Source organism: Patescibacteria group bacterium (assembly GCA_041667185.1).
Lineage (GTDB): Bacteria > Patescibacteriota > Patescibacteriia > SG8-24 > SG8-24 > JBAYFM01.
In genome coordinates this window covers 1-22,878 of the sequence record JBAYFM010000007.1, presented here as the reverse complement: position 1 = coordinate 22,878, position 22,878 = coordinate 1, and the positions used below count along the sequence as shown (strand labels likewise).

Annotated in this window: 18 protein-coding genes; 7 read left to right on the top strand and 11 right to left on the bottom strand. The window is 58.8% G+C overall.

Going from position 1 to position 22,878, the window contains the following annotated elements; all coding sequences use genetic code 11:
- Window positions 1–29: 29 nt before the first annotated feature.
- Window positions 30–377 carry a KH domain-containing protein gene (locus WCT10_03260; protein ID MFA6603839.1) on the bottom strand — a complete coding sequence of 116 codons (348 nt, stop codon included), beginning with the start codon at window positions 375–377 and terminating at the stop codon, window positions 30–32.
- Window positions 378–707: 330 nt separating this feature from the next.
- Between WCT10_03260 and WCT10_03255 the strand changes: the two genes are divergently transcribed.
- Window positions 708–1,022, top strand: coding sequence for a hypothetical protein (locus tag WCT10_03255; GenBank protein MFA6603838.1), 315 nt, complete (start codon window positions 708–710; stop codon window positions 1,020–1,022).
- A gap of 129 nt (window positions 1,023–1,151) precedes the next feature.
- On the opposite strand, the gene rpsP is transcribed toward WCT10_03255, so the two are convergent.
- The 4 genes from rpsP to WCT10_03235 form a co-directional block, all read right to left on the bottom strand.
- The gene (rpsP, locus tag WCT10_03250) at window positions 1,152–1,475 is read right to left on the bottom strand and encodes a 30S ribosomal protein S16 (protein MFA6603837.1); all 324 of its coding nucleotides are present in this window, start codon (window positions 1,473–1,475) and stop codon (window positions 1,152–1,154) included.
- Between the two features lie 151 nt (window positions 1,476–1,626).
- Window positions 1,627–7,785, bottom strand: a complete 6,159-nt coding sequence (locus tag WCT10_03245) for a PAS domain S-box protein (GenBank protein MFA6603836.1) — start codon at window positions 7,783–7,785, stop codon at window positions 1,627–1,629.
- 174 nt (window positions 7,786–7,959) lie between these two features.
- Complete coding sequence (locus tag WCT10_03240) at window positions 7,960–10,272, bottom strand: AAA family ATPase (GenBank protein ID MFA6603835.1); 2,313 nt, start codon at window positions 10,270–10,272, stop codon at window positions 7,960–7,962.
- A 289-nt stretch (window positions 10,273–10,561) separates the two neighbouring features.
- Entirely contained in the window at window positions 10,562–11,575 is a 1,014-nt protein-coding gene (locus WCT10_03235; protein MFA6603834.1) for a hypothetical protein, read from the bottom strand.
- 122 nt (window positions 11,576–11,697) lie between these two features.
- On the opposite strand from WCT10_03235, the gene WCT10_03230 reads away from it, so the two are divergent.
- Entirely contained in the window at window positions 11,698–12,657 is a 960-nt protein-coding gene (locus tag WCT10_03230) for a bifunctional oligoribonuclease/PAP phosphatase NrnA (protein ID MFA6603833.1), read from the top strand.
- 170 nt (window positions 12,658–12,827) lie between these two features.
- Here WCT10_03230 and WCT10_03225 read toward each other — a convergent pair whose 3' ends face one another.
- Window positions 12,828–13,607, bottom strand: coding sequence for a serine protease (locus WCT10_03225; protein ID MFA6603832.1), 780 nt, complete (start codon window positions 13,605–13,607; stop codon window positions 12,828–12,830).
- 170 nt (window positions 13,608–13,777) lie between these two features.
- Here WCT10_03225 and clpP point away from each other — a divergent pair, with 170 nt between their 5' ends.
- Window positions 13,778–14,380 (top strand): ATP-dependent Clp endopeptidase proteolytic subunit ClpP, encoded by a 603-nt coding sequence (clpP, locus tag WCT10_03220; protein MFA6603831.1) that lies wholly within the window; start codon window positions 13,778–13,780, stop codon window positions 14,378–14,380.
- Between the two features lie 65 nt (window positions 14,381–14,445).
- On the opposite strand, the gene WCT10_03215 is transcribed toward clpP, so the two are convergent.
- From WCT10_03215 to WCT10_03195, 5 genes are all read right to left on the bottom strand, one after another.
- The gene (locus WCT10_03215; protein MFA6603830.1) at window positions 14,446–15,429 is read right to left on the bottom strand and encodes a cation diffusion facilitator family transporter; all 984 of its coding nucleotides are present in this window, start codon (window positions 15,427–15,429) and stop codon (window positions 14,446–14,448) included.
- A gap of 159 nt (window positions 15,430–15,588) precedes the next feature.
- Entirely contained in the window at window positions 15,589–16,008 is a 420-nt protein-coding gene (locus WCT10_03210) for a hypothetical protein (protein MFA6603829.1), read from the bottom strand.
- A gap of 59 nt (window positions 16,009–16,067) precedes the next feature.
- Entirely contained in the window at window positions 16,068–16,334 is a 267-nt protein-coding gene (locus WCT10_03205; protein MFA6603828.1) for a hypothetical protein, read from the bottom strand.
- 875 nt (window positions 16,335–17,209) lie between these two features.
- Complete coding sequence (locus tag WCT10_03200) at window positions 17,210–19,147, bottom strand: VanW family protein (GenBank protein ID MFA6603827.1); 1,938 nt, start codon at window positions 19,145–19,147, stop codon at window positions 17,210–17,212.
- A 65-nt stretch (window positions 19,148–19,212) separates the two neighbouring features.
- A complete protein-coding gene (locus WCT10_03195) occupies window positions 19,213–19,653 on the bottom strand; it encodes an Hsp20/alpha crystallin family protein (protein MFA6603826.1) in 441 nt (146 codons plus the stop codon).
- 180 nt (window positions 19,654–19,833) lie between these two features.
- On the opposite strand from WCT10_03195, the gene WCT10_03190 reads away from it, so the two are divergent.
- The 4 genes from WCT10_03190 to WCT10_03175 all read left to right on the top strand — a co-directional run.
- Window positions 19,834–20,784 (top strand): hypothetical protein, encoded by a 951-nt coding sequence (locus WCT10_03190; protein MFA6603825.1) that lies wholly within the window; start codon window positions 19,834–19,836, stop codon window positions 20,782–20,784.
- A gap of 142 nt (window positions 20,785–20,926) precedes the next feature.
- The gene (locus WCT10_03185) at window positions 20,927–21,694 is read left to right on the top strand and encodes a slipin family protein (protein MFA6603824.1); all 768 of its coding nucleotides are present in this window, start codon (window positions 20,927–20,929) and stop codon (window positions 21,692–21,694) included.
- Window positions 21,695–21,844: 150 nt separating this feature from the next.
- A complete protein-coding gene (locus tag WCT10_03180; GenBank protein ID MFA6603823.1) occupies window positions 21,845–22,372 on the top strand; it encodes a DUF333 domain-containing protein in 528 nt (175 codons plus the stop codon).
- Between the two features lie 24 nt (window positions 22,373–22,396).
- On the top strand, window positions 22,397–22,878 hold a 482-nt coding region (locus tag WCT10_03175), incomplete at its 3' end, for a hydrolase (protein MFA6603822.1).

Here is a 22,878-nt window from a genome sequence, read left to right as displayed (position 1 = left end):
GGAGCCGGGCTTTTTTGTTTGTGGTGATCTTAGATCTCCAGGTCGACGGCTGAAGTGTCAATCGGTTCAGCGGCGGCGGGAGCGGCCTGCTGCTCTTCGGAGCGGCGCGGCGGGCGGCGGCTGCCTTCCGGTTCAAAGACCTTCAGGTTGACGCGCGCATTGTTCTTCGCGCCGACGATCTTGAGGAGCGTCCGGATGGAGCGGGCGGTCTGTCCCTGGCGGCCGATCACGTAACCCATGTCTTCCGGGTTGACGTGCAGCGTGATGAGGACGCCGCGCTCATCGATGGTCCGATCGGTCCGGACATCATCCGGATGACCGACGATGGCCCGTACAACGTATTCGACGAATTCCTGATCCTGAAACCGTTCTGCCATAGCAGTTGTTGGCTTTGCCCTTGCCTCACGAGCTTGGGCGGGTGCCTATAGAGATTTAACGCGCGCTCCCTCGGCGGGAACACAGAGCCCTTGGACAAAGGGACCATAAAAATTATAAGCAAGCCTCGCGGCCGTGTCAATGGATTTTGCGGCTTAAACAGGCTTATCCGGATAAAAAAGCGCGGCGCTGGGCGCAGCGTGGGGGTGTGATTCGGCCGGTTTTTTGGTATTTTTCGGTTCAGACGCCATGACCGACGATTATTTGACGGTGTCAGAGGAGGATATTAAGATACTGTCATTATCCAGCCCTTTTGAATCAGGAGGTTCAGCATGAGGAACGAAGATCGGAACGGCAGCCAGGTCGGCGACGGAATGAACAATGATGATCATCCGCTAGCGCAACGGCTGCGCGAGATCAGCGAGCGTCCCGAGGAACATTATTGTCATGATGTGGCCGAGTTCAACGCTTGCTGCATGGTCGGCGGCAACTTTGACCGGATGCTGGCCGAGGCGCATCTCGCTCGTTACGGCAACTACGGCCGCAACGGCGGCACGGCCTGCGACGTCATCGAAGGCCCGTGCGCGTGCGGCGCCTGGCATCTGCTCGATGATCCGTTCGGTCACGGCAAGATCCGGCGCCGCTGACAGAAGACCTCGTCTCATGACCCGCTCGTCCAGCGGGTTTTTTTATTTTCAGACCGGCGGGAGTCTCCATCATCAGCCGCGCCGCGAAATCAAAAACGGCCCGCCATGGGCGGGTCGTTTTTCGAATGCTTATTTCTTTTCTTCAGCCTTCTTTTCCGGCTCGGCGGCGGCATCTTTGCGCTTCGGATCAACGGCATTCTTCCGCTTCGCGCTCTTGATGATCTTGGCGTTGATGAGCAGATTGTGGACGGTATCGGAAGCGACAGCGCCCTTCGAGAGCCAGAATTTCACGCGCTCGGCGTCGAAGTCGACGGTCTTGGGGTTGGTGCGCGGATTATAGCGGCCGATGATTTCGAGGGCTTTGCCCCAGGGATCGCGCTTCTTCTCCTGGACGATCAGGCGGTAGCTCGGCTGTTTCTTCTTTCCGACGCGGGTAAGACGGAGGACTAACATAAGCGAAAAATATGTTCGGTGCGATGATAAAATTTTTTCGGTCGGAACGGTAGGGTCTGAGCGGACCCGCGTCCCTGCAGCACGTTAGAGTCGTGCCGTCAGAGTGCCAGAATCCGGACCAGGAGTCAATATCAGTCGTCCGGGACGCCGTTCATCTGTTTTCTACCAGCGGCAATTCGAACCAGAAAGTTGAACCTTGGCCATCGCGGCTTTCGAAACCGATTTGTCCGCCGTGCTGTTCTATGAAGTATTTGGCGATGGAGAGGTTGAGTCCCGAGGCGTTCGGCAGCATGGTCGGGGCGTTTGAAGCTCGGTAGAAACGGGAGAATATCCGGAGCTGCTCTGCTTTAGGTATGCCGACGCCGGTATCCTTGATACTGAAACGAATGAAAGTGCCATGATTCTCCAGCCGCGCTTCAATGCTGCCGCCGTTGTTGGTATAGGCAATGGCGTTATCTGCCAAGGTCGTCAGGACCTCGCGGATTTTTTCCGGATCGGCTTTGATCGCTGGCAGCGGTTTGGATGGCGGTTTGTAGGTCAGGGTCAGTTCTTTGCTGGCGCAACGGGGAATGAGGGACGAACGGACCGAGTCCCACAAAGCATCGAGAGCCATCGGTTCGGGATTCAGGAGCGCCCGGCCTTCTTCAATGTCGAGCGCGGTGAGCATTTGGCCGAGCCGACTGATGACCTCAACCTCGGATTCGTGGGCCAGGCGGATGATGCTTTTTTGTTCCGGTTGGAGTTTGCCGACTTCGTCGGTCAGCAGGGCTTCGAGGTTCCAGCGGATCGCGGTCAGCGGCGTCCGGAGTTGATGGGAGACGATTTGGACGAATTTGCGGCGGAGCAAGTCAGCCTCGCGGACCTTGGCGTTGGCCGCGGCTTTTTCCAGCGCGTCGCCGATGATTTTGCCCAGGTTGGTCAATAAATTTGTCTCATCTTCAGACCAGTATTTCGGACCAGTGGCGTAGAGGCCGATGAAGCCGATCGCCCGCCCACCTTGTTTTATCGGCGCGGCTGCGAAAGCTCCGATTTCGGGGCTGACGCGGATCGTCCGCGCGTCGACATTGGCCGACAGATGGGAAATATCGGTCAGAGTGGCGGTTGTGTCGGAGTCAATCTCGCCGAAAAGCCAATCACCCGGCGCAAGAGGCAGATTCTGCATGGTAGCGATGATTGGCGACAGATTCGGTCGGTGGTATTCCTGGATCCAGGACAGATTGGTTCTCTGCGGTCCGAATTTGGCGAAAGCGGCACGTTCAGCGCCGGCGAACAAGGCAATCTTTTCGAGGGCTGTCGAAGACACGCGGTTAAGTTCCGATTCTTCGACCGAGGCGAACTTGACCGTCAGATCGGTGATGATCTTTTCCGCTTCCGAGCGCCGCAAGCGACTCCGTTCCGTTTCTCGGCGGACGTGGGCGTTGGCGTAGATATCGGCGAACATTTTCAGCAGGATGGCATCCTCCGGCGGCCAGGTATAGATCCCTTTGTAAGTCGAAAAACCGACGAGTCCGATGACCCGATAACCAGCCAAAATAGGCGTGAAAATAGTCGAGGTCAGGCGTTCGTTGCAGAGGCGTTTGAGCTCTGGCCGAGCTTCACTCGGCAGCTGGTTGATATCGCTGACCTGGATAACGTCGCGGCGGTTGAAGTTGGAGGAGATCCAGGGGAAGTCGGTCAGCTGGAATTCGCGACGCTCGTGTCCGGCCGCGTCGTCTTCATTGGCGATGAAGCGCTCGATCAATCGTTTGGAATCATCGGATATCAGGTAGATTTTGGCGCAATCAGCATTTGTCAGCCGCGCCAGTTTATTCAGGCCGTTGTTGACGATCGGGTCGAAATTTTCGGTAGCGGCTTTCAGGAATTCAGTCGAGATGTTGGAGATAAGTTTTTCCGCGACCGTCTTTTTGACGATCAGATCCTCGTTCTTTTTGCGTTCGGTGATGTCGCGCATGACGCCGAAAGCTCCAGTCGCGCCTTTTTTCGGATCAACGACGGCGCGGCCGTTTTCTTCGACCCAGTAGATCTTGCCTTCGGGATTGACGAGGCGGAATTGGAGCGTCGGCAAGGCGAATCCGTGTCGCGAGGTGATCGCGCGCTCGAATTCTTTGGTGACGAGTTCGCGGTCTTCGGGAGAGATGAATTCCAGCAAGGTGTGACCGATGATCTTTTCCGGATCGAAACCGAATTGGGCCGCCTGCGGACTCACGTAAGTGATGATGCCTTTGAGGTCTGTCGAATAAATTACATCCGAAGTGTTTTCGAGGATGGCGCGATAGCGTCGTTCGCTTTCAGTCAGCTTGGCTTCCAGCTGTTTGAGGCTGGTAATGTCCATCATGTACAACCGGATGCCGCTGTATTGATCCGAGCGGCTGGTCAGCGCCAAGTACCAGCTATTGTTTCTGACCACTTCAACCGCAGTTGTTTCCGGCGCGTTTTCGTTCAGAATCGATTCGACTTCCGGTAGGACCTCATGAATATTGAGTCCGACGCGCAGCGGGGTCAGCAGTCTGGAAGCGGCCGGGTTGAGATAAGTGATGGCGCCGTCGAGGTTGAATTCGATGATCGGCGAGGGGTTGTTGCCGGGAAAAGTGGCCAGGTAGTCTCGGTGCGCTTCGGTTTTTTTAATATCGGTCAGATCGAAGATCACGCCGCGCAGACCTACGGGCTTGCCGTTCTTGATGATCGGGCTGGTGTAGGCCAGAATCGGTATGGTCGAGCCGTCTTGACGGCGACCTAGATACTCATTGCCGGTGTTGATTTTGTCTTCCAGCCGTAAGCCGATATTTTTGGAGACCTTGGCCAGATCCGAAGGAGCGATCAAGTCGGCGATGGTCAGCGTTCTTGAGGGCTCATGGTCATAGCCCATCATTTTGAGTCCGGCCTTGTTGCAATAGGCCAGCCGACCCTGCAGATCGAGCTCGATGATCGCCTGGGGCGCCAGGTCGGACAGTTCGCGGAAACGCTGCTCGCTTTCGGTGGTTTTTTTCTGAGCCCGGGACCATTCGAGGAGACCAGTGATGTTGTTGGCCAATTGTTCCAGGAGAAAGAGATCGGCTTCCGACCAGGTTCGTTGCGTTCGAACCGTGCTCATACCGACGAAGCCGATCACGCTGCCGCGCGATTTGAGCGACAGACCGACGTATGATCTGGCTTCCTGCATTGTCGACAGTGTTTTTTCAGCGGCCTGATTAGCCGGTATTTTGCCGGAGTCGTTGACGATCAGGGTTTCGCCGTTCAGGAGCTGTTGGACCCAGAGCGGGGTTTTATCGGAAGGCAGGCCCTCGATCTTATCGGTGATCGGTCTGATGCCGGCGGCGCGCCATTCGCGGATGCTGGCCAGAGGGGTGTCCTGTTCGGAGAGGGTCACCACATACGTTCGATCGACGCCGGCAAAAACGCCGACGCGCGCGATGATCTTGTCAATCACGGTGTCGACCTTGGAGACCGTGGTCGAGAGGATCAACGAAGACAACTCGGTCAGCAGCCGATGAATGGCGTCGTAGCGCGCTTTTTCCATCTCGGCATTGTGGCGTTCGGTGATGTCGCGCAACACGCCGACGACGGCGGGTTTGTTCGGTTTGTCGGTGGGTACGACGCGGGAGACGGTTTCCATCCAGACCGGCTGGCCGTGTCCGTCCCGAATGCGCCATTTGATCGTATGCGTGTTTTTGTCGCGCAGCAGAGCCACGAAGTCCTTGGCGACCCATTCACGGTCTTCGTCCCAGGCGTACTCGAGGAATGAGTGGCCGACCATCTGATCGGCGTCCAGGGCATAGCGTTTGGTGCCGGGGCTAATGGTGATGATCCGTCCATCCGCGGCGATCCAATAAAAAACATCGTTGGCGTTCTCCATGATGAAGCCGTATTTTTCGGCCAGCTCTCGGCCGGTGCGCTCGGCTTCTTGTTGGGCCAGACGAGTGCGGAGGTTCGTGATGCCAAAAGCCAGGTTCGCGGCCAGCCGTTCCAACAACTCGATCTCGTTCTGGTTGAATGGATCGGCCTCGTTGGAATAGATGGCCAAGGCCAGTTCAACTTTGTCGCCGATCTTGATCGGCAGCGCCAGATCAGCGGTCAGATTATGCTGCTTGATCCGGTCAGACCAGGGTTTGAAGGCATCATTTTTCAACAGGTCCAAGGCGATCTGCCGGCGGCCGGAGCGCAACGCCAGACCGATCGGGGTCTGGCCGAGTTTGTTGTTTCCCCAGGAGACGCCGAGATTCACGGTGTAGTCTCGTTCTGCTCCGGCGGAAGCTGCCGCTTCGATCGTTTGGTTCTTGTCTGCCAACTTGCGGCCGATCCAGGCCAGGCGGTAGCCGCCGATTCGACAGATAATGTCGCAGACCTCCGTTAATAACTTTTGTTCGTTGGTTGCCCGCATGATCGCATCCGCGCCTCGGTTGACGACTTCGAGAGCCCGGTTTTTTGCGGCGGTTTCGTTTTCCAACCGGCGTCTCTCGGTGACGTCGAGGCCGGATCCCAGGATGCCGAGTATCTGTCCGTGTTTATCGCGCAAGAGCGAGCTTCGCCACGCGATCAGGCGTTCGCCAGAAGGCGTCGCAATATTGATCTCTTCGTCCGTCGTCTGGACTTGTCCGGCCAGTAATTTTTGCAGGTACTCCCGCATTTTCAATTGTGTTTCCTTCGACAGGGAAATCTGCGGCCATTCCAGACCGACCATTTTTTCCGGGGTCTGACCGAAGAGTTCGGCGCCGCGCCGGTTGATGGCGGAGATGTGCCCTTTGAGATCAAGGGCCACCAGGATGATGGAGGCGAGTTCAAAATAGTTCTTGAATTTTTCCCGTTCGTTTCGGAGCGCATTTTCCATTTCGCGCGACTCGCTGATGTCGCGGACGGAGGACAGGACCATGTCCACGCCGCCGATCTTGATGATGCGGGCGTGGATGCTGGCCGGGAAAATCGATCCATCGCGGCGGCGGTGCTGCACTTCGAAAGAAGATTCGCCGGTTTTCAGCAGCTTCTTAATGCGTGTTTTCAGGAGCGCACTGCTTTCGGGCGCGTCGATGTCGGTGCCGATGTTCCGTCCGATGAGTTCGCCAGGTCTGTAACCGCGCTCCAGGCAGGCCTCGCGGTTGACGAAAATAATCTTGCCGTTGAGATCGTGGATGAAGACCGATTCCCCGACCAGATCCAGGGCTTGGGAGCGGAGGTGAAGTTCGCTGTGGGCGGCTTGCTCGTTCGTGATGTCGCGACCCGAACTGATGGTCATGGTCGGCATGCCGTCGGGGCCGTTCAGGGTCGTGTTGCGCCAGGCGATCAGCCGCTCTTTGCCGTGACGCGTAACGATCATGTTGATGCGTTCGTCGGAGTCAGCGCGATCGGCGATAAGTTTGCGCTGATAGTCGGCGAGCGGCTCGCGGATATTTTTCGGAACGAAGTTCTCGAACCAGTTCAGGCCGATGAGGTCTGTTTCCCGGGCGTAGCCCAGGATACGGCAAGCCTCGCGGTTAGCCGCCAGAATGAGTCCGTTAGGATCCAGGGAGATGAGAAGTGTCGCGGCCAAGTCGAAATATTGGCGGAACCTCAGTTTTTCCTGTTCCAGCGTCCGCTGGAGCTGACGATGCTCGGTCGCGTTGCGGACGACGCTCAGGATGAATGGTTTGTCGCCGATTTTGATGGCGCGCGAGTTGACATCGATGGGCAGAGGGGTGCCGTCTTTCCGCAAGTGGAATCCGCTGAACGATGCTTGTCCGCCTTTGGCCGACAAGTTGCTCAGTCCTTTGGTCACTTGAGGGAGGTCTTTTTTTTCATGCAAGATCTTGATGTTTTGGCCGATGAGCTCCGCGCAGGTATAACCATGTTCTTGGCAGGCGGTTGCATTCGCGTAGACGATGTCGCCGTCCGGCTGGAGCAGGAAGATAGAGTCCGCGATCGAGTCCAACATCAGAGCTTTCATTTCCAGATCGGCCATGGCGGCCAGATGACCGCTGAGGTCGCGGGCGATGCCGCAGAGATATTCCGAAGTGCCATGACGGAACAAGTTCGTCGAGATCTCGACCGGGATGACGGATCCGTCGCGGCGGCGATAGGAACTGCTGACGACCTTGCTGCCCGACTTCTTCAGCTCCGTCCAAAGCCGCTGTTGGGCCTGGGTGCTCAGCGTCAAGTCGATATCTTGCAGGTTTTTGGCCAGTAATTCGGTTTCGGTGTAGCCCAGGGTTTTAATCATCGCTTTATTGGCGAAGATTATTTTTCCTGTTGATTCAGCACAAAAAACTATATCGTCGGTCTTTTTAGCGGTCAGAGCGGCGAGTTGAGGCTGTTTTTTGACCTGGAGCGGCCGTTTCGACATTTTTGCTGGCTTAGTGCGGATTATATTACTTTATTATAATTTTATCATTTTTTATCCTCCTTTGACAGAGGTGTTTAGGCGGCCAAAATTCATTATTTGGGTTATTTTGAAGCCGAAGATATGACGAAAAACACCCCAGTAAGGGTGTTTTGTTCGTCTTGTCCGGCAGTTTGGTCAGGCGACGGCTTTTTGTCGGTTCTGATTCTGGAGCTCGCTCACTTCGTCGAGGTTCACGGATAAGAGAAGCGAGGTCTTGTCGTCGCGCATGGTTACGCCATAGAGGACGTTCGCGCGTTTCATGGTGTAGCGGTTGTGGGTGACGACGATGAATTGCGTCTTTTCGGCGAGCTCGGCGAGAATGCTGGCGTATTTGTCGGAGTTGGCCTCGTCGAGCGCGGCGTCCACCTCGTCAAGAACCACGAATGGCGACGGGTTGGAGACCATGATGGCGCAGATGAGCGCGATGGAAACGAGCGTGCGCTCGCCGCCCGAGAGTGTTTCGACGTTCTTGATCTTTTTACCAGGCGGGCAGGCGTGAATGTCGATGCCGACGATGCGCTCGCCTTGTTCGTAGGCCGGCAGCGTCTGGGCGGACGGTTCTTTCTTTTTGAGGGCCTCTTGTTCGCCGGTTTCGGAGCCCGCAGCCGCGGCGGTCGGTTCATCTTCTTCGGCTTCTTCCTGTTCCGACCACATCTGGACCAGTTCGGCTTTGCCGCCGTTGAATAACTGCTTGAAGAAACGGTCGAAATCTTTGTTGATCTGGCGGAAAGACGTTTCCCAGCGCGTCTTGATCACGATGTCGAGTTCGCTGATGACACGCTCCAGATCCTCGATGGCCTTGCGGAGGTCGGCGATCTGGGCAGTCAGGAATTCATGGCGGGTATTGGTCTCCTGATATTCGCGGACGACCTCGGGGTCGATGCCGCCGATGAGGTTCAGCTGGTACTCGAGCTTCTGCATCTGCGCGAAGAGCTCGTCGGCGCTTTCCGTGCCGGTCTGGATGAAGCTGGTTTTGACATGCTCTGCGCGTTCGCCGAGTTTGACGGACATCTCCTGTTCGAGAGCTTCGCGGCGGGTGTCGAGTCGGGCGAGTTCGATGCGTTCATCGTTCAACTGGCGTTCGAGCGCGAGCGCTGACGAGATCTTTTCCTGCAGCCCGCGCTGGAGCGAGAAGAATTTTTCTTTTTTCTGGCGTTCGCCGCGGTTATATTCCTGCAGGGCGTTCTGGACCTGGCGGATCTTCTCATCGATGGCGGCGATGGTCCGGCCGATCTCCTCGATCTCTCGGAGCAGGGCTGGATCCTGTTCGACGGGTTTGATTTCCGGAACCGGTCGCTCCAGACGATCGCCGAGAGAAATGGTCGCCGTCTGGAGAGATTCGAAAGCCGGCACGGTGGCCTGGGCCGCCGCGAGGTCAGTGGCGTTTTTTAGCTCAGTTATGGCCTTATTTTGCTCTGCGCCGATGGTCTTCACTTCGCTGATGATCTTCGAGAGCGGCAGGGTCGTGGCAGTTTGTTTGCGCACCTGCTCCGCGACTTCGAGCTTGCCGCGCAGTCCCACCTGGCGGTCGCGCAAGCGGTTGCGTTCCTCGGCCAGTTTTTCGTATTCGGTTTGCAGCGCGGTGAATTCGTCCGAACCCTGCTCCTGCGCCTCGAGTCCGCTGAGTTCGCTCTGGGCGTCCTCAAGAGTGGATTCGCGCTTCTTCCATTCCTCGTCGAGTCTGCCGACCGTGGCCTGGCGGCTGTCGATCTGGGATTTCAGTTCCAGCCATTGGCGGCCGTAGTATTGGTGCGCGATGGCGTGCAACTCTTCCTCGATGGCGGCGCGGGTTTCGAGGCGCTTCACCTGCCGGGCGAGCGAGCGCAGCCGCGGTTCGATCTCGTTCACGAGCATGTCGGCCTGGTTCAGGTTCTCGCGCGTGGCTTCGAGTTTGGCCACGGAGTTCTGGCGCTTCAGCTGGAACTGGCGGACGCCGGCGGCCTCGTCGAGATATTCTTTGCGGGCGAGCGGCGTGGCGGTGAGGATGGCGTCGGCCATGCCCTGGCCGATGACGGAGTAGGAGCGGGCGCTGAATTGCGCCTGCGCCAAAAGCATCTGGATGTCGGCGAGCCGCACCTTGTTCTTGTTGATGAGATATTCGGATTCGCCGTCGCGGTAGACGCGGCGCGCGATGCTGACTTCGGAGAGATCGAGCGGGATCTTGCCATCCTCGTTGTTCAGGACGAGCGAGACCTCGGCGAAGCCGGAGCGGGCGCGTTTCTCCGAACCGAAAAAGATGACGTCCTCGGCTTTCTTGCCGCGCAGCAGTTTGGTGCTCTGTTCGCCGAGCACCCAGCGGAGCGCGTCAGCAACGTTTGATTTGCCGGAACCGTTCGGGCCGACGACCGCGGTGATGCCTTTGGAATTCGCGGACGGCGGCAAAAAATCCAGCTCCGTCTTTTCAGCGAAGGACTTGAAACCGATGATTTCCAGTTTCTGCAGATACATAATCAGGAGGCGCCGGCGGGATGATGGTTCTGGTCCGGAAGTCCGACCTTTCCACAGCGCCTCAAAATTGTAGCAGTTTGAGGCGGAATCGCAATGCCCGAGGGCGACTGGTCGGACGATCGGTTTTTGCGGCCCGTCCCCATTCCCCAGCACTAGGTAGTGCGGGGTGCAGGGGATTCGCTTATATTGATCTATCTCTGGCCCTGGGCCAGAGATTTTTGACGGAGTCACGTCACTCGCGAGCGACGTGATGGAGGCGAAAAAAAGGACCGCGAGGCGGTCCTTGAGCTTATTTTTTGGGTTCAGCCAGTTGTTTGGGCGGCGGCGTCAGCTGCTTATCTGAGCTTTCCGCGGCCGGCAATGCCTGTATCCGCATGATGTTGGCAGCGTCCGCGGCGGCTTCGCGGCCATAGCGTTCGCCTGTGAGTTGTAACAGGACGTCGATGAGCGCTTCGGCCAGCTTTTCGCTCACCGCGATCTCGTCGCGGCTGGCGTAGTGGCGTTCGTCGTAGCCGTAGGCGATGGCGTCGTCGCGGGCGTCGAGCAGCGAGTCCCGGATGCTTTCGGGTTGTCCCGCGGCGAAACGCAGGTAGGCTGCCTTGGCCAGTTCGCGGAACGCTTCGCCTCGGGTATACCACAGCTTCGTGGCGGGTTCCCTGTCCGAGGATTCCTTTTGGGTTTGGGCGTAGATCCAGATCGTACCGACCGAGCAGCACAAGCCTTCGCAGGTCCGGTACGCGGCGCGCAGGCCGAGGAGATCGATCCGGGCTTGCGTGAGCGGCAGGTCGGGCTGTTCGGAGGCCGGATGTTCGCCGAGGGTCTCGAGCAGATCCTCGCATTTTTTGACCTCGTCGTCGCGATAGAGGTGACGTCCGGTGGCGCCGATGACCGGCAGCTGGTCCTGGACGAGCGCGATCGTGGCCGCCACGAGCGTGCGGGCGGCTTGCGGGTGCCGGCGGGGCGACTGATCGCTGTTCCGGCGGTCGGTGCTGAAGGATCGGTGATCGCGGAATTCGGCCAACAGATGGCTGTAGCACGACTCCCATTCCGGCGGCGGCGACCAGCTGAGAGCGCCGTGCCGCCAGTTGCGGCCGGCCTCTCGGAGCGTGTAGCCCAGTGTCGTGAGTTCTTGGCCGCGGATGCGGCCGGCGCCGAGGCGTCCTTGCCAGATGAGTCCGGCGCTCATGAGCAGCGAGCCGGCTTCTTCGAAGAATGGCGCGGCGGCCAGACGAGAGACGTATTCTTTGCGCAGGATGTCATCCCAGTTGATGCCATACTGTCCGGCTCGTTCGTATTTTCCCATGATTCGACTCCTCTTGATCTGATGTGAAAGAACATCGCATTATAACCGAACCGATCCAAAAGTCAATCCGCAGCCGCCCCTTGACCGTCATTGGGGTAAAGGATACATTAGTCCATTCCCATATGGATATCAGATTTTCATTCGATAGCGCTCGGGAAGCGCTGGCTCGGGCCAAGAAGATACTCGCGGTCACTCATCAGCGTCCGGATGGCGACGCTTTGGGTTCGTCTTCGGCATTCGTCAATTATTGCCTGGAACAGGGGATCGAGGTCGCGGTCTATTGCGCGGATCCCGTGCCGGAGAAATATAGCTTTTTGGCCGGCGCCGAGAAGTTCACGACTGACACATCTGTTTTCGCCGCGGATCATGACTTGTGCGTCGTTTTCGACTGCGGCGGCCTGAATCAGACTGGCGTGGTCGACCTGATCGCCAGTCGTCCGGCCCGGACGCGGCTCATCGGATTCGATCATCATCTGGTGAACGACCGTTACGGCGATATCAATGTCGTCGACCCGCAGGCTTCCTCTGCCAGTGAGGTATTTTATCGTTTCCTGAGGCATATCAACGCTGAAATAAGCGAAGACATCGCCACCTGTCTGTTGACGGGCATCTATTATGATACGACCGCTTTCTCCAATTCCGCGACGAATCGTTCTGCGCTGGAAGCGGCTTCCGACTTGCTGCGCCGCGGGGCCGACGCCAACCTGATCACGGAACGCGTTTTTCGCAGCCGCCCTCTGTCGTCTCTTCGGTTGTATGGCACGGCCATGGCGCGGCTCAAGCACGATAAGCGGCTCGACATCGCTTCGACCGCGCTTTTCCTGTCGGACTTCGAACCAGGCAAGGCACAGGAGGCCACGGACGATCTGTATAATCTGCTCGGCAGCATCCTCGACGCGGGGGTTGTACTGGTCCTCAAAGAGGGTCCGGGCGGCCAGGTGCGGGGGAGTTTCCGCGCCGCGGCTGATGTTGATGTGTCGTCGGTGGCCAAGGCCTTGGGTGGTGGCGGACACCGCAAAGCGGCCGGGTTTTCTGTACCGGGAAAAATCTGCGAGGGGGAGAATTGCTGGCGAGTGGAGTAGTGGGAGGGGAGTTATATGAGAGACGGAGTCATGGAGAGACGAAGCCACGTCGTTCGCGAACGACGTGACGGAGTCAAAAGGACGGGGACCGCGGTCCCCGTTTTTTGGATTCCCGTCTCTATCTAGGATCGCAACTTAAGAAAAAACGGCTCCGAGGGGAGCCGTTTGAGTCAGTGCTTGGCCAGTGGAGCTGCCTGGACGGTAATCTTCAGGTCGGTATCGTAAGCCAGGACTTCGCCATCTCGGGGCGCGTCAGCGGAAGTCAGATATTGGACGCCGCTGGATTCGAGTAGTTTGCGGGCGTACTCGACCGAGGCTAGGACGCGGGTCACGGTCGGTGGGATGTCGCCGTTGCTCATCCAGAAGGCCATGCTCATCACGCCGATGAGTTTGCCGGAGCGGGCCAGGAAGATGCCGGAGCCGGAAGTTCCGGGACCATCAGGCATGTCTACCAGGATCGCGTCTTGGATAACTACGGTACCGTCATCTTTGGTCAGGCCGTAGTCCAATTTTTGGACGTAACCGCGGCCGACCATTTCCCCGAAACTGTAGGGATAGCCGACGTTGTAGACTTCATCGCCCGGGTGAACAACGGCCGGATCTTCGAGAACGGCCGGATGGTCGAAATGCCGGTCGATCTTGACGACGGCCAGGTCGTGATCAGGATCGAGGCTGATGAGTTCAGCGGGGTAGGTCTGGATGATGCCACCGCCCTCTTCGATGGTGATCTCGAGATCGCCGGCCACGGCGACGTGGGCCGCCGTGAGAACGTGTCCTTCGCGGCTCACGACCACGCCGGAACCATGCCCATTGAACGGGCTGTCCAGGCGGTAGGTCGCCTGCCGGTTCTCTTGGATTTTGAAGACCTCGGGGCCGTGTTGCCGGAAAGCGCAGGCGGGCAGACAAATGAAAAGACAGAACGCCGCCAGATAAGACGAAGATATCGACATCGAAGTGCGCATTTCGTACCCCTTTCGCACGTCTCGTTGACAAGGAACAGTGTCCGCACCTTAGCAGACGGTCCGGGAACGTCAACCCGGCGATTTTTTATCGGTTTGGTCGGGGTTTGCCAGCCGGGGCGACCGCCTATATAATGAAAGCGCTAAATAGCCTATTTATTATGCCTAAAAATCCCTACGAGCTGAGTTCCCAGATCCTCATCCCGACGGTCATCGAAAAGACGACCTACGGCGAACGCGCTTACGACATCTACTCCCGCCTGCTCAAGGACCGGATCATCTTCCTCGGCGACATGATCAGCGAGGATACGGCCAACATCGTCATCGCCCAGCTCCTGTTCCTCGAGTCCCAGGACAAGACCAAGGACATCAAGATCTACATCAACAGTCCGGGCGGTTCGGTCACCGCCGGTCTCGCCATTTACGACACCATGCGTTATATCAAGCCGGACGTGGCGACGATCTGCGTCGGCATGGCGGCTTCCATGGCAGCGGTCCTTTTGGCCGCCGGCACCAAGGGCAAACGTTTCGCCTTGCCGAACGCCGAGATCATGATCCACCAGGTCATGGGCGGCGCCGAAGGCCAGGCCACGGACATCAAGATCCGCGCCGAGCGCATCCTGAAGATGAAGGACCAATTGAATCGCATTCTGGCCGACAGTACCGGCCAGGCTTTCGCCAAGGTGGAGAAGGACACGGACCGTGATTATTTCATGAGCGCGCCGGAAGCGCTGAAATACGGCATCATCGACAAGATCTTCTGAGGCTGGACGACCGCGACCCGCCGATAGAGGCGAAAAAAACGCTCCCGAGGGGGAGCGTTTTGTTGTCAGCGGACGATCTCGATGTCGACCGAAGCGACTTCCGGTACGGAGGATCTGATCGCGGATCGGACTGACGCGAGTTCCTTGGTCAGCTGGTCGAGCGTCCAGGTCACCGGGTCGCCGGCGAGATAGGGTCTCGCGGCCGGGCCGGAGCACCAGCGCCAGACGAAGCCGTCAGTCTTGAGCCTGAGCTGCAGATGGCAGTGGACCCGGTCGGCGTCGAGCATGACCGCCGTCGCGGCGACGACCACGTCGACCGCCGGGTGAACGGCCGCGATCAGGATGATCCTGGCGACGGTCTCCGGCCGCGCGGTCTCGCCGACGAGCAGCGACCGGTTGCGGTTGATGAGAAAGAGCGAGGAGGTCGCGAGCAGCGCGGCGATCGCGAGCGAGAAGCCCGCGTCCCAGAGCGGTTGGCCGGTCAGCGCGAACAGGCCGAAGCCCAGGAAAGCCAGGAGCACCGCGAGCGCGTCCACGCCGTTCTCAATCAGGATGCCGAGCGTCACGGTGTCGCTCGTGCCGCGGATCTTGGCCGCGAGGGTCGCGCCGCGTTCCTGCCGGATCTTTTTCCAGGACAGGAACAGGGTGAAGCCTTCGGCGCAGAGCGCGAAACCCATGATGCCGAGCGACCAGGGAGAGTAATCGGGGCGGTCGCCGGTGATGATGGTCTTGAGCCCGTGGTAGGCGGTCAGTCCTGCGCCCAGGAGCAGCATCATCTCGGCCGCGATGAGCGACCAGAAGAAGGTCTCGCGGCCGTGGCCGAGCGGATGGGCGGCGTCCTTGGGCAGGCGGCCGCGGCGCAGGCCGAACCAGAGCAGGATCGGATTCAGCGAGTCGGCGGTCGAATGGGCTGCTTCGCCGAAAAGCGACGGCGAGCCGGTTAGGAAATAGGCCAGCCACTTGGCCAGCGTGAGCGTCGCGTTGACGGTCAGATTCACGGCCACGGTCCGAGCCGTGCCGTCGTGGTCATGATGATGGTGTCCGGCCATGGCCGACCTCCGGGGTTCTGGGGTTATAAAGAGCACTCCCAGTTAATCCTAGGCCGCGGGTTTTGGCAATGTGGCCTCCCTCGGCTGGCGCGGAAAATGAAAAGACCCCCGCTGCAAGCGCAGCAGGGATCTTGGTGTCTCGTCTTCGAAAGTTCGAGATCACTCCTTTTCGACAGTGTCGATAACGGCCTGCTCCAGCGGCAGGGGTTTCGGGACGCTGTGGTCGACATCCGCCGAGTCGTCGTAGACGTAGGAGTAAAGCAGCATGTCGGCCTGACTGACGCGCTCAGCGAGCTCGTCGCAGACGGCGGGCGAGATGGTCCGCTCGATGATCGTGCCGTGCGGCAGCTTGATGGTCACGACGAGTTCGATCCCGTCGCCGCGCGCGATCACTTGGGCCGTTACTGGTCCGCTCGTGAGCGTCTGGCCGATGCTCTCTTTCTTGTGATAGGCCGCCCGGAACAGTCCGACGTTCAGGTAACCGCCTTCACGCAGGCCGATCTTGATTCCGCCACCTTCGGGGTAAGCGAAGACCTTCAGGTTCTCATCACTTTGGACTGGCAGGATGATGGGATGCATGAGATGTCTCCATTCTTTCTTGCAGCAGGTTCAGGGTTTCAGTTCGCACTAGTATCATATCAGTTCGGCAACAGCGAGCATCGTTCATTGGATGCCGCGAGCCGGTCTTGAACACCGAAGATGGCCATCGTATTCAGCGCCATATCCGGGTGACCGTGGTCCAAATAACGGCGGATCGCCAGTTTGGCGGCCCGGCGGATCTTGTCACCGCCGAGTTTGAACTGCAGGGCGATCTGCGCCGCGAGGAAAAATGACTGGCTCGACATGGCGAGCTCATAGGCGCTCTGCGGCGTTTCGCCGCGCGGCAGCGTCAATGGTTTCATCATGAGACCTCCTCGGTCTTCTTGGCGAAGATGATGGAAGGATTTGGAGGCGGCAGCAGGAGTCGAACCTGCACTGACCCGGACGACCTTGGAAGGCCCCGCTACCCGCGAGTTTTTTGTCCGGCACCGCCTCAAGCTTGTGAAAGAACTCGACCCAGCAATATATCATAAAAAGGCCGCCATGTCAATCGTGGCGGGGGTTGAGGAAGAGACGGAGTAGGGAAGTTTGAGAGTGCAGGAGTGCGGGAGTTTTTGTCGGGTCTCCCCAACTCCTTCACTCCCGCACTCTCTCGTTCATTGGATCAGGGAGAGATGGAGATGCGTCGTTCGCGAACGACATGGCTCCGTCACTCCGCCTCTCCCTGACTCCGTCTCTTTTATGACTTCTCCCGATTTTTGTCACCCGATCAGTTGACACGACAGCCGTTGATTTTAGCCTTGATTGCCATGTTTAAGCATATTTTTTCGCTAAATTGATTGACAATTAGGCATTCAGACCCTTGACACGCGGGGCATCTTCTGCTAATCTACAACGTTACGAAGTCAGCAGAGATCTTTGACCAACACCTCAGAGAATCGCGCTCACGACAAGCATGGGGGTTACGCCGAGGGTACACCGGGTTTCGACTCAGTGACACCTCAGTATAATCTTCTTGAGCGCGACTCCCTGAGGTGTTTTTGATTGCCGTGAAAGAATACGGTAGTCGGTGAAAGATGAGGGCGAAAGAATGATATATATCATGAAAGCGGGAGCGTCAGGCCCCCGCTTTTGTTATGGTCGCACTTTTAGGATATTTCATCGTCTCTCCGCCACGTCGTTCGCGAACGACGTGGCTCCGTCTCTCCTGCACTCCTGCACTCTCCGATTTCCTTCCCCATCAATTCCCCGCGGCCCCGGCGGCGTCGATCGATGGCAGGCTTGGCGCGGTATTCGCGGCCGGCGGCGCGTTCGGGTCGATGCCGACAAGGCAGACCTCGCCCCAGGGGCGGTAGTGGCTCTTGAAGTCGGTTTTTTTCACTTCGCCGTTCGAGGACGTGACGGTATAAGTGAAAGAAGTGTCGGCTCCGGGATGCGGACTCTCCGTGCATTTGGTCTGGCCGGGTTTCAGATCGGTCGTTTCGATAAGCTTCTTTTCCGGCGGCGGCACTTCGTTCCAGACCTTGACCGGACCCTGCTCGGCTTTCCGCCCGTCGAGGACGCCCCAGAGCGTGAAGGTCACCCGGTTGCCGTCGATCGCGGTCATGAGCAGGACGGTGTTGCCGGTGTCGTTCCGGAATCTGAAGTCCGGCCAGGGATCGTAGATGGTGGCGTCTTTGCCCGGCCCCATGTAGTTTCCTGCGCCGTCGCGTTCGTAGTAGGGGACGCGATAGGAATGGTTCTGCCGCATCGTGACCGGCAGGCCGGCGTTCATCACGGCGCGGAAAGTGGTCGTGCCGATCTGGCAGAGCCCGCCGCCGTATTCTTTCACGGTCTTGTCCTGTTTGATGACCAGTTCCTGCAGGTAGCCGTGCTCGCCGTCGATGGGGCCGAGCGCCTGGAGCAGGGAGAATTCTTCGCCGGCCGGAATGATGATGCCGTTCAGGGAATCCGCGCCGACCTTGATGTTGGTTCGGCGGTTGGTCGGGCTGTTCTTGAAATTGGAATCGCCGACTCCGATGATCTCCTTGATGCCGAAGGGGTTGGCGGCGGCCGTGGTGATCCGCGGCGGGACCGCGCGGAACGGCAGGATCAGGGCGTCGGGGCTCACAGCAGCTTCGTCGGCGCCGAACAGCCGGGTTTCGATCAGGATAATCGAGGCCTCGGGGTCGATCTCTTCGCCGTCGAGGCCGGGCTCGAAGACGGCCACGCGACCGGCGGCGGACATCTCGAAAGCGGCATTCTTTGGTTCAGTGCGCAAGCCTCCGCCGCGGGTTTCGAGGTATTTCGCGACCTTGGTCCGATCGAGTCCGAGTCTGACCGCGGAACCCTGGCCCGCGGCCGGATCGGTCACGGCGCTGATCCAGTCGGCGGCAAGTTGCCGGGAAACGGTCCAGGTCTCTTCTTTGGCCTTGAGGCGGAGCGGCGCGTGTTCCAGGGCAGCGGCGATCTGGTCGCGCAGCGGCTCGATGTCGCCGACGGTGACAGTCGGCTGGTCGGAGCGGATTTTCAGGACGATGACCGCGTTTGATAATTCGCTCAGGCGTTCCAGAGTTTCGCGGTAAGCGCGCTCCCCATCGATGGTCTCGCCGGCCGTTTCTGGTTCGACGGTCACCAGCGGTTCGGCGCCGTCGAGTCTGATGGAGAGTCTGGCGTCATTGGCCGGTTTGACGGTCTCGGCAAAAGCCCGGGCGAGCTCCTCGTTCAAAGTGTCTTGGTCCAGTTTGACGGCTAATTCGAACGCGTGTCCGAGGAAGTAGGCGCTGATCTTGTTCAGGGCTGCTTGGACCGGTTCGGTCTCGCGGCCGACGGCATAAGCCTGGATGATGGCGTCGTCGATGCCAAAGCTGGCGATCGGCTGGCGATCGGCGCGGTTCGGTTCGACCGCCAGCAGCGCGAAACGCTGGCCGCGGATGCCGTAGTTCAGCCGGAGCGCGGCGATCTTGGACGCGAGCAGTTGCTTGGCTTCGATCGAGGTCAGGCCGCCGACGTCCACGGAATTGATGGACACGCCCGGCGCGATCTTGTCGTCCGCCGGAGCCGCCACGAGTCCGAGGATCCAGACTCCGGCGATGACCAGCAGGAGCGCGAAAAGCGCCGCGTATCTCGCGAAGCGCGATGATGCCGAGCGGCGGTGTTTGGTTGTTCGGGAGGCGGATCGGTGTTCGCTCGCGGTCATAGCGGTTCAGCGGGGGAGGGTTCGCGGCGCGGGTCTGTTCCCGGATCGGTTCCGCTCCCTGAACATCATTTGATATTGATCTTCTTCAGGCGTTCGACTTTCGGCAGCTTGATGGTCAGGATGCCGTTCTTCAGTTCGGCGGCGATCTTGTCCGCGTCGATCTCGGCGGGCAGGATCAGGCTGCGCGAGAAACTTCCCCAGTGGCATTCGCGGACCAGATAACGCGTGCCGGACTCGTCGGTGTGCGCGTGGCGGCTGCCGCGGATCGTGAGCATGTCGTTGTGGATGGAGACCTCGAGATCCTCCGGTTTGACGCCGGCGATGGTTGAGCGGATGACGATCTCTTTGGCGTTCTCCGAGACGTCGACCGCCAGCTGCCCCTCGCCCTGTTCATTGGTCCAGGATCGGTCGGGAGCCGAGTTCTCGGTCGCGGCGGCTTCGGGGAAAAGCACGAGCTCTTCGTCATCGCCGCGGCGCTGTCCTTTGAGCGAGATGGTGAGGGCCATATTTGCGGATATTCTTCGCTTAATTCAGAAACAGTATAGCATTGGTTTTAGGCCAGAACAAGCATCGGGTTTTCCCGGCCGGTCATTGACCAGGCGGCCATTTCATGCTAAGGTGCGCCGTTGGTTCTTTGGGTATTTTTGCGCGTACTTTACAACTTTTCAGACCAGGAGGAGACAACCATGGCATCACAGATCAAGATGATCTTCGCGCCGGGCAAGGAAGTCTCCTGGGAAGACTTCAGGGACTATCCGCCGCGCAGCATCGCAGTTGACGGTTTTTGCAAGGGTGGTCCGCAGTTCGACCAGGATCGCATCGTGTTGAACATCAATCATCACGAAGGCGTGGATCGGATCGCGACGCGCTCGAGCTGTCTGCAGGCTATGCTGCTCGTGAAGCTCGGTTTGTTCGACGGTTTCGTCGACGAGAACGGCCGGCCGTGCGCGACGCTGTACCTGAACGATTGCGATCAGGATGTGGCACTCGCGACCTACATCCTGCTGCATCCGGAACAGGTTGACCGTCCCAAACTCAAGCACCTGGTCCGCATCGAGGACCTGATGGACATGTCCGGCGGCCTGTATCCGACCCGCAAGCGGCTGCATCTCATGAAGCAGCTCAACTGGATTATGCGTCCCTATACCAAGGCGCGGGCGAACGGTAAACTCCGCGAACTCGATGCTAAAGGCATGGAGACCATCGTCAAGGAGATGCACCGGCGGATCCGGCTGACGCTGTTCAACGGTTCGACCGAGGTTGATGTCGACACGGACTACGACGTCGTGTCCGAACACGACGGCTGGGTCATGGTGCGCGAACGCGGCGAAGCGGCGCGCATCGGCATGGCCGAGAACAAGGTCAAAGCCTTCGTGTCGATCATCGCGGAGTCCGCGGATCGCCGGCATTACACCATCGGTCGATTGTCCCAGTTCATTCTGTTCCCGATCCCGAAGCTGTACGATGATCTGAACAAGGCTGAAGGCCTCGGTTCGGAAGCGAAGCATCGCTGGGGCGGCAGCGACACCATCGGCGGTTCGCCGCGCGAGGTGGGTAGCTGTCTTACGCCCGACGAGGTCGCGGCGGTCATCGATCGCCGTCTCGCGAAGCTGCGCAAGTCTGCCGCGTCGAAGTGAGGCCTTTTGTCAGCCGAACGCTCCGGAGATCTTCCGGAGCGTTTTTTTATTCGCCTCGCGGATCCGCCGCCAGCGGCCGCTTGTTGGCGTTTTCGCGCGATGGTATCCTGACGGTGGTTAATCATCATCTAAGATCGAAAATATGGGCTATCTTCCCTGGATCGTCGGCGCGGTCATCTTGTTCCTGATGACCCTCAAGCAGGTCAATCAGTACGAACGCGGCGTCAAGTTCACCATGGGCCGGTTTTCGGGCATTGTCGGACCGGGCTGGCGCGTCATCATTCCGGTCTTTCAGTCGATGCGCAAGATCGATATGCGGCTCAAGGCCGTTGATGTGCCGTCGCAGGACGCGATCACCAAGGATAACGTCTCGGCCAAGATCAACGCGGTCATCTATTATAAGGTGATCGACGCGGCCAAGGCCGTGATCGAGGTCGAGAACGTCTATTACGCCGTGCTGCAGCTGGCGCAGACGACCATGCGCAACATCGCCGGCGAGGTGACGCTCGACGAATTGCTCTCGCAGCGGATGGTGATCTCCGACAAGATCGAGAAGAGCGTCGATGCCGCGACCATTGGCTGGGGCGTCGAGGTGACCTCGGTCGAGCTTAAGGATATCAACCTGCCGACCGATATGGTCCGGACCATCGCCAAGCAGGCCGAGGCCGAGCGCGAGCGACGAGCGGTCATCATCAACGCCGAGGGCGAGGCTTTGGCTGCGGAGAATTTGGCCAAGGCTGCGCGGGTGCTCGCGGAGACGCCCGGCGCCCTGCATCTCCGGACGCTTAATTCCATCAACGATATCTCTTCCGACGCGTCCAATACGATAGTGTTCACGGTGCCGCTCGAAATAATGCAGGCCTACACCGGTTTCAAGAACGCTGCCGCGGCCGCCAAGAAGTCAGAGTAGGTTGGTTTTCGACCGCGATGATCAATAAAAAGGCGCCGCTTCCCGTGAAGCGGCGTTTCAGTTGTGTGCCCGTCTTGTTCGCCGCGGCCGCTCGCCCGCGTCGTCCGTTCATGATAAAATCAAGGCCTAAGCAATTCGCCAAGCCTCGTTATGAATCGTGAAAGATTTCAATCATTCATCATCCTGGTCCTGACCGTCTGCGTGGTCATCCTGGGCGCCCTGGTCAGTCGGCAGAATTTGACCATGGCCGAACTGTCCCAATCGGTCGTCACGCTCTCCTCGAGTGTCTACGATCTCGCGATCCAGAAGAGGGACGAGATCCTGAAGACCAGCGAGAAAGCCATGCTGAAGGTCGCTAATCAGGCTTCGACCAATTGCGTCTCCTCCGGCGGCGCGCTGCAGATCGCCGAGAAGACTGGCGGCCAGTATGGCGTCTGCGTCTTTCCGGACGGCAAGCAGTGCGAGGAGTGGGCGATGTTTCGCGGGGAGTGCGCGATCGGCGGCGTTGATCTGAAGGGACTCGCGGAACCGGCGGATATCTATTGCGCCATCACCGGCCACGAGGCAGTGAAGAGCGCCAAGGCGGGCCAGGCCGGCACTTGCAAGATCAACGGTGTCGAATGCGCGGCTCAGGACTACTACGACACCGGTGAGTGCAAAGTCTCGATCGTCAAATGACGTCTTACCGGGATTCTTTATAATATGGACAAACTCAACGAACGGGCGGAGACAGGCTGTTGCGAGCGTTTCGACCCCGCGCCCTGGGATGGCCGGGAGATCGTCTGGCAGGACAAACTTTTCGTCCAGGATCGGGTGCGGAGCTTCCTGCATATCCCGCTGAATTTCGGCCAGGTCATGGTCCGCAACATGGAGAAGATCGCCGCGGCCGATGCGCTGGCTTCGGAATCGGTCATGGTGACCGACGAGAACTCACTTTGGGGAGCCGACGTCTACATTGCCGTCGCCAAGGAAGTCCCCGGATCCAAGATGGTCCGCTTGTCTGGAACTTTTCTCGCCAAGGTTTTCGAGGGTCCGTTCAAAGAGATGGGAAACTGGATGAAAGAGATGGAGAAGTTCGTCGCCAGCAAGGGCAAGAAAGCGAAGCGGACGCTGTTCTTCTACACCACCTGCCCGGCCTGCGCCAAGCATTACGGCAAGAATTACGTGGTGCTGCTGGCCGAGAT

Coding starts and splice junctions, on each gene's coding strand:
- WCT10_03260 (MFA6603839.1), bottom strand. CDS start 377: ATGGCAGAACGGTTTCAGGATCAGGAATTCGTCGAATACGTTGTACGG.
- WCT10_03255 (MFA6603838.1), top strand. CDS start 708: ATGAGGAACGAAGATCGGAACGGCAGCCAGGTCGGCGACGGAATGAAC.
- rpsP (MFA6603837.1), bottom strand. CDS start 1,475: ATGTTAGTCCTCCGTCTTACCCGCGTCGGAAAGAAGAAACAGCCGAGC.
- WCT10_03245 (MFA6603836.1), bottom strand. CDS start 7,785: ATGTCGAAACGGCCGCTCCAGGTCAAAAAACAGCCTCAACTCGCCGCT.
- WCT10_03240 (MFA6603835.1), bottom strand. CDS start 10,272: ATGTATCTGCAGAAACTGGAAATCATCGGTTTCAAGTCCTTCGCTGAA.
- WCT10_03235 (MFA6603834.1), bottom strand. CDS start 11,575: ATGGGAAAATACGAACGAGCCGGACAGTATGGCATCAACTGGGATGAC.
- WCT10_03230 (MFA6603833.1), top strand. CDS start 11,698: ATGGATATCAGATTTTCATTCGATAGCGCTCGGGAAGCGCTGGCTCGG.
- WCT10_03225 (MFA6603832.1), bottom strand. CDS start 13,607: ATGTCGATATCTTCGTCTTATCTGGCGGCGTTCTGTCTTTTCATTTGT.
- clpP (MFA6603831.1), top strand. CDS start 13,778: ATGCCTAAAAATCCCTACGAGCTGAGTTCCCAGATCCTCATCCCGACG.
- WCT10_03215 (MFA6603830.1), bottom strand. CDS start 15,429: ATGGCCGGACACCATCATCATGACCACGACGGCACGGCTCGGACCGTG.
- WCT10_03210 (MFA6603829.1), bottom strand. CDS start 16,008: ATGCATCCCATCATCCTGCCAGTCCAAAGTGATGAGAACCTGAAGGTC.
- WCT10_03205 (MFA6603828.1), bottom strand. CDS start 16,334: ATGATGAAACCATTGACGCTGCCGCGCGGCGAAACGCCGCAGAGCGCC.
- WCT10_03200 (MFA6603827.1), bottom strand. CDS start 19,147: ATGACCGCGAGCGAACACCGATCCGCCTCCCGAACAACCAAACACCGC.
- WCT10_03195 (MFA6603826.1), bottom strand. CDS start 19,653: ATGGCCCTCACCATCTCGCTCAAAGGACAGCGCCGCGGCGATGACGAA.
- WCT10_03190 (MFA6603825.1), top strand. CDS start 19,834: ATGGCATCACAGATCAAGATGATCTTCGCGCCGGGCAAGGAAGTCTCC.
- WCT10_03185 (MFA6603824.1), top strand. CDS start 20,927: ATGGGCTATCTTCCCTGGATCGTCGGCGCGGTCATCTTGTTCCTGATG.
- WCT10_03180 (MFA6603823.1), top strand. CDS start 21,845: ATGAATCGTGAAAGATTTCAATCATTCATCATCCTGGTCCTGACCGTC.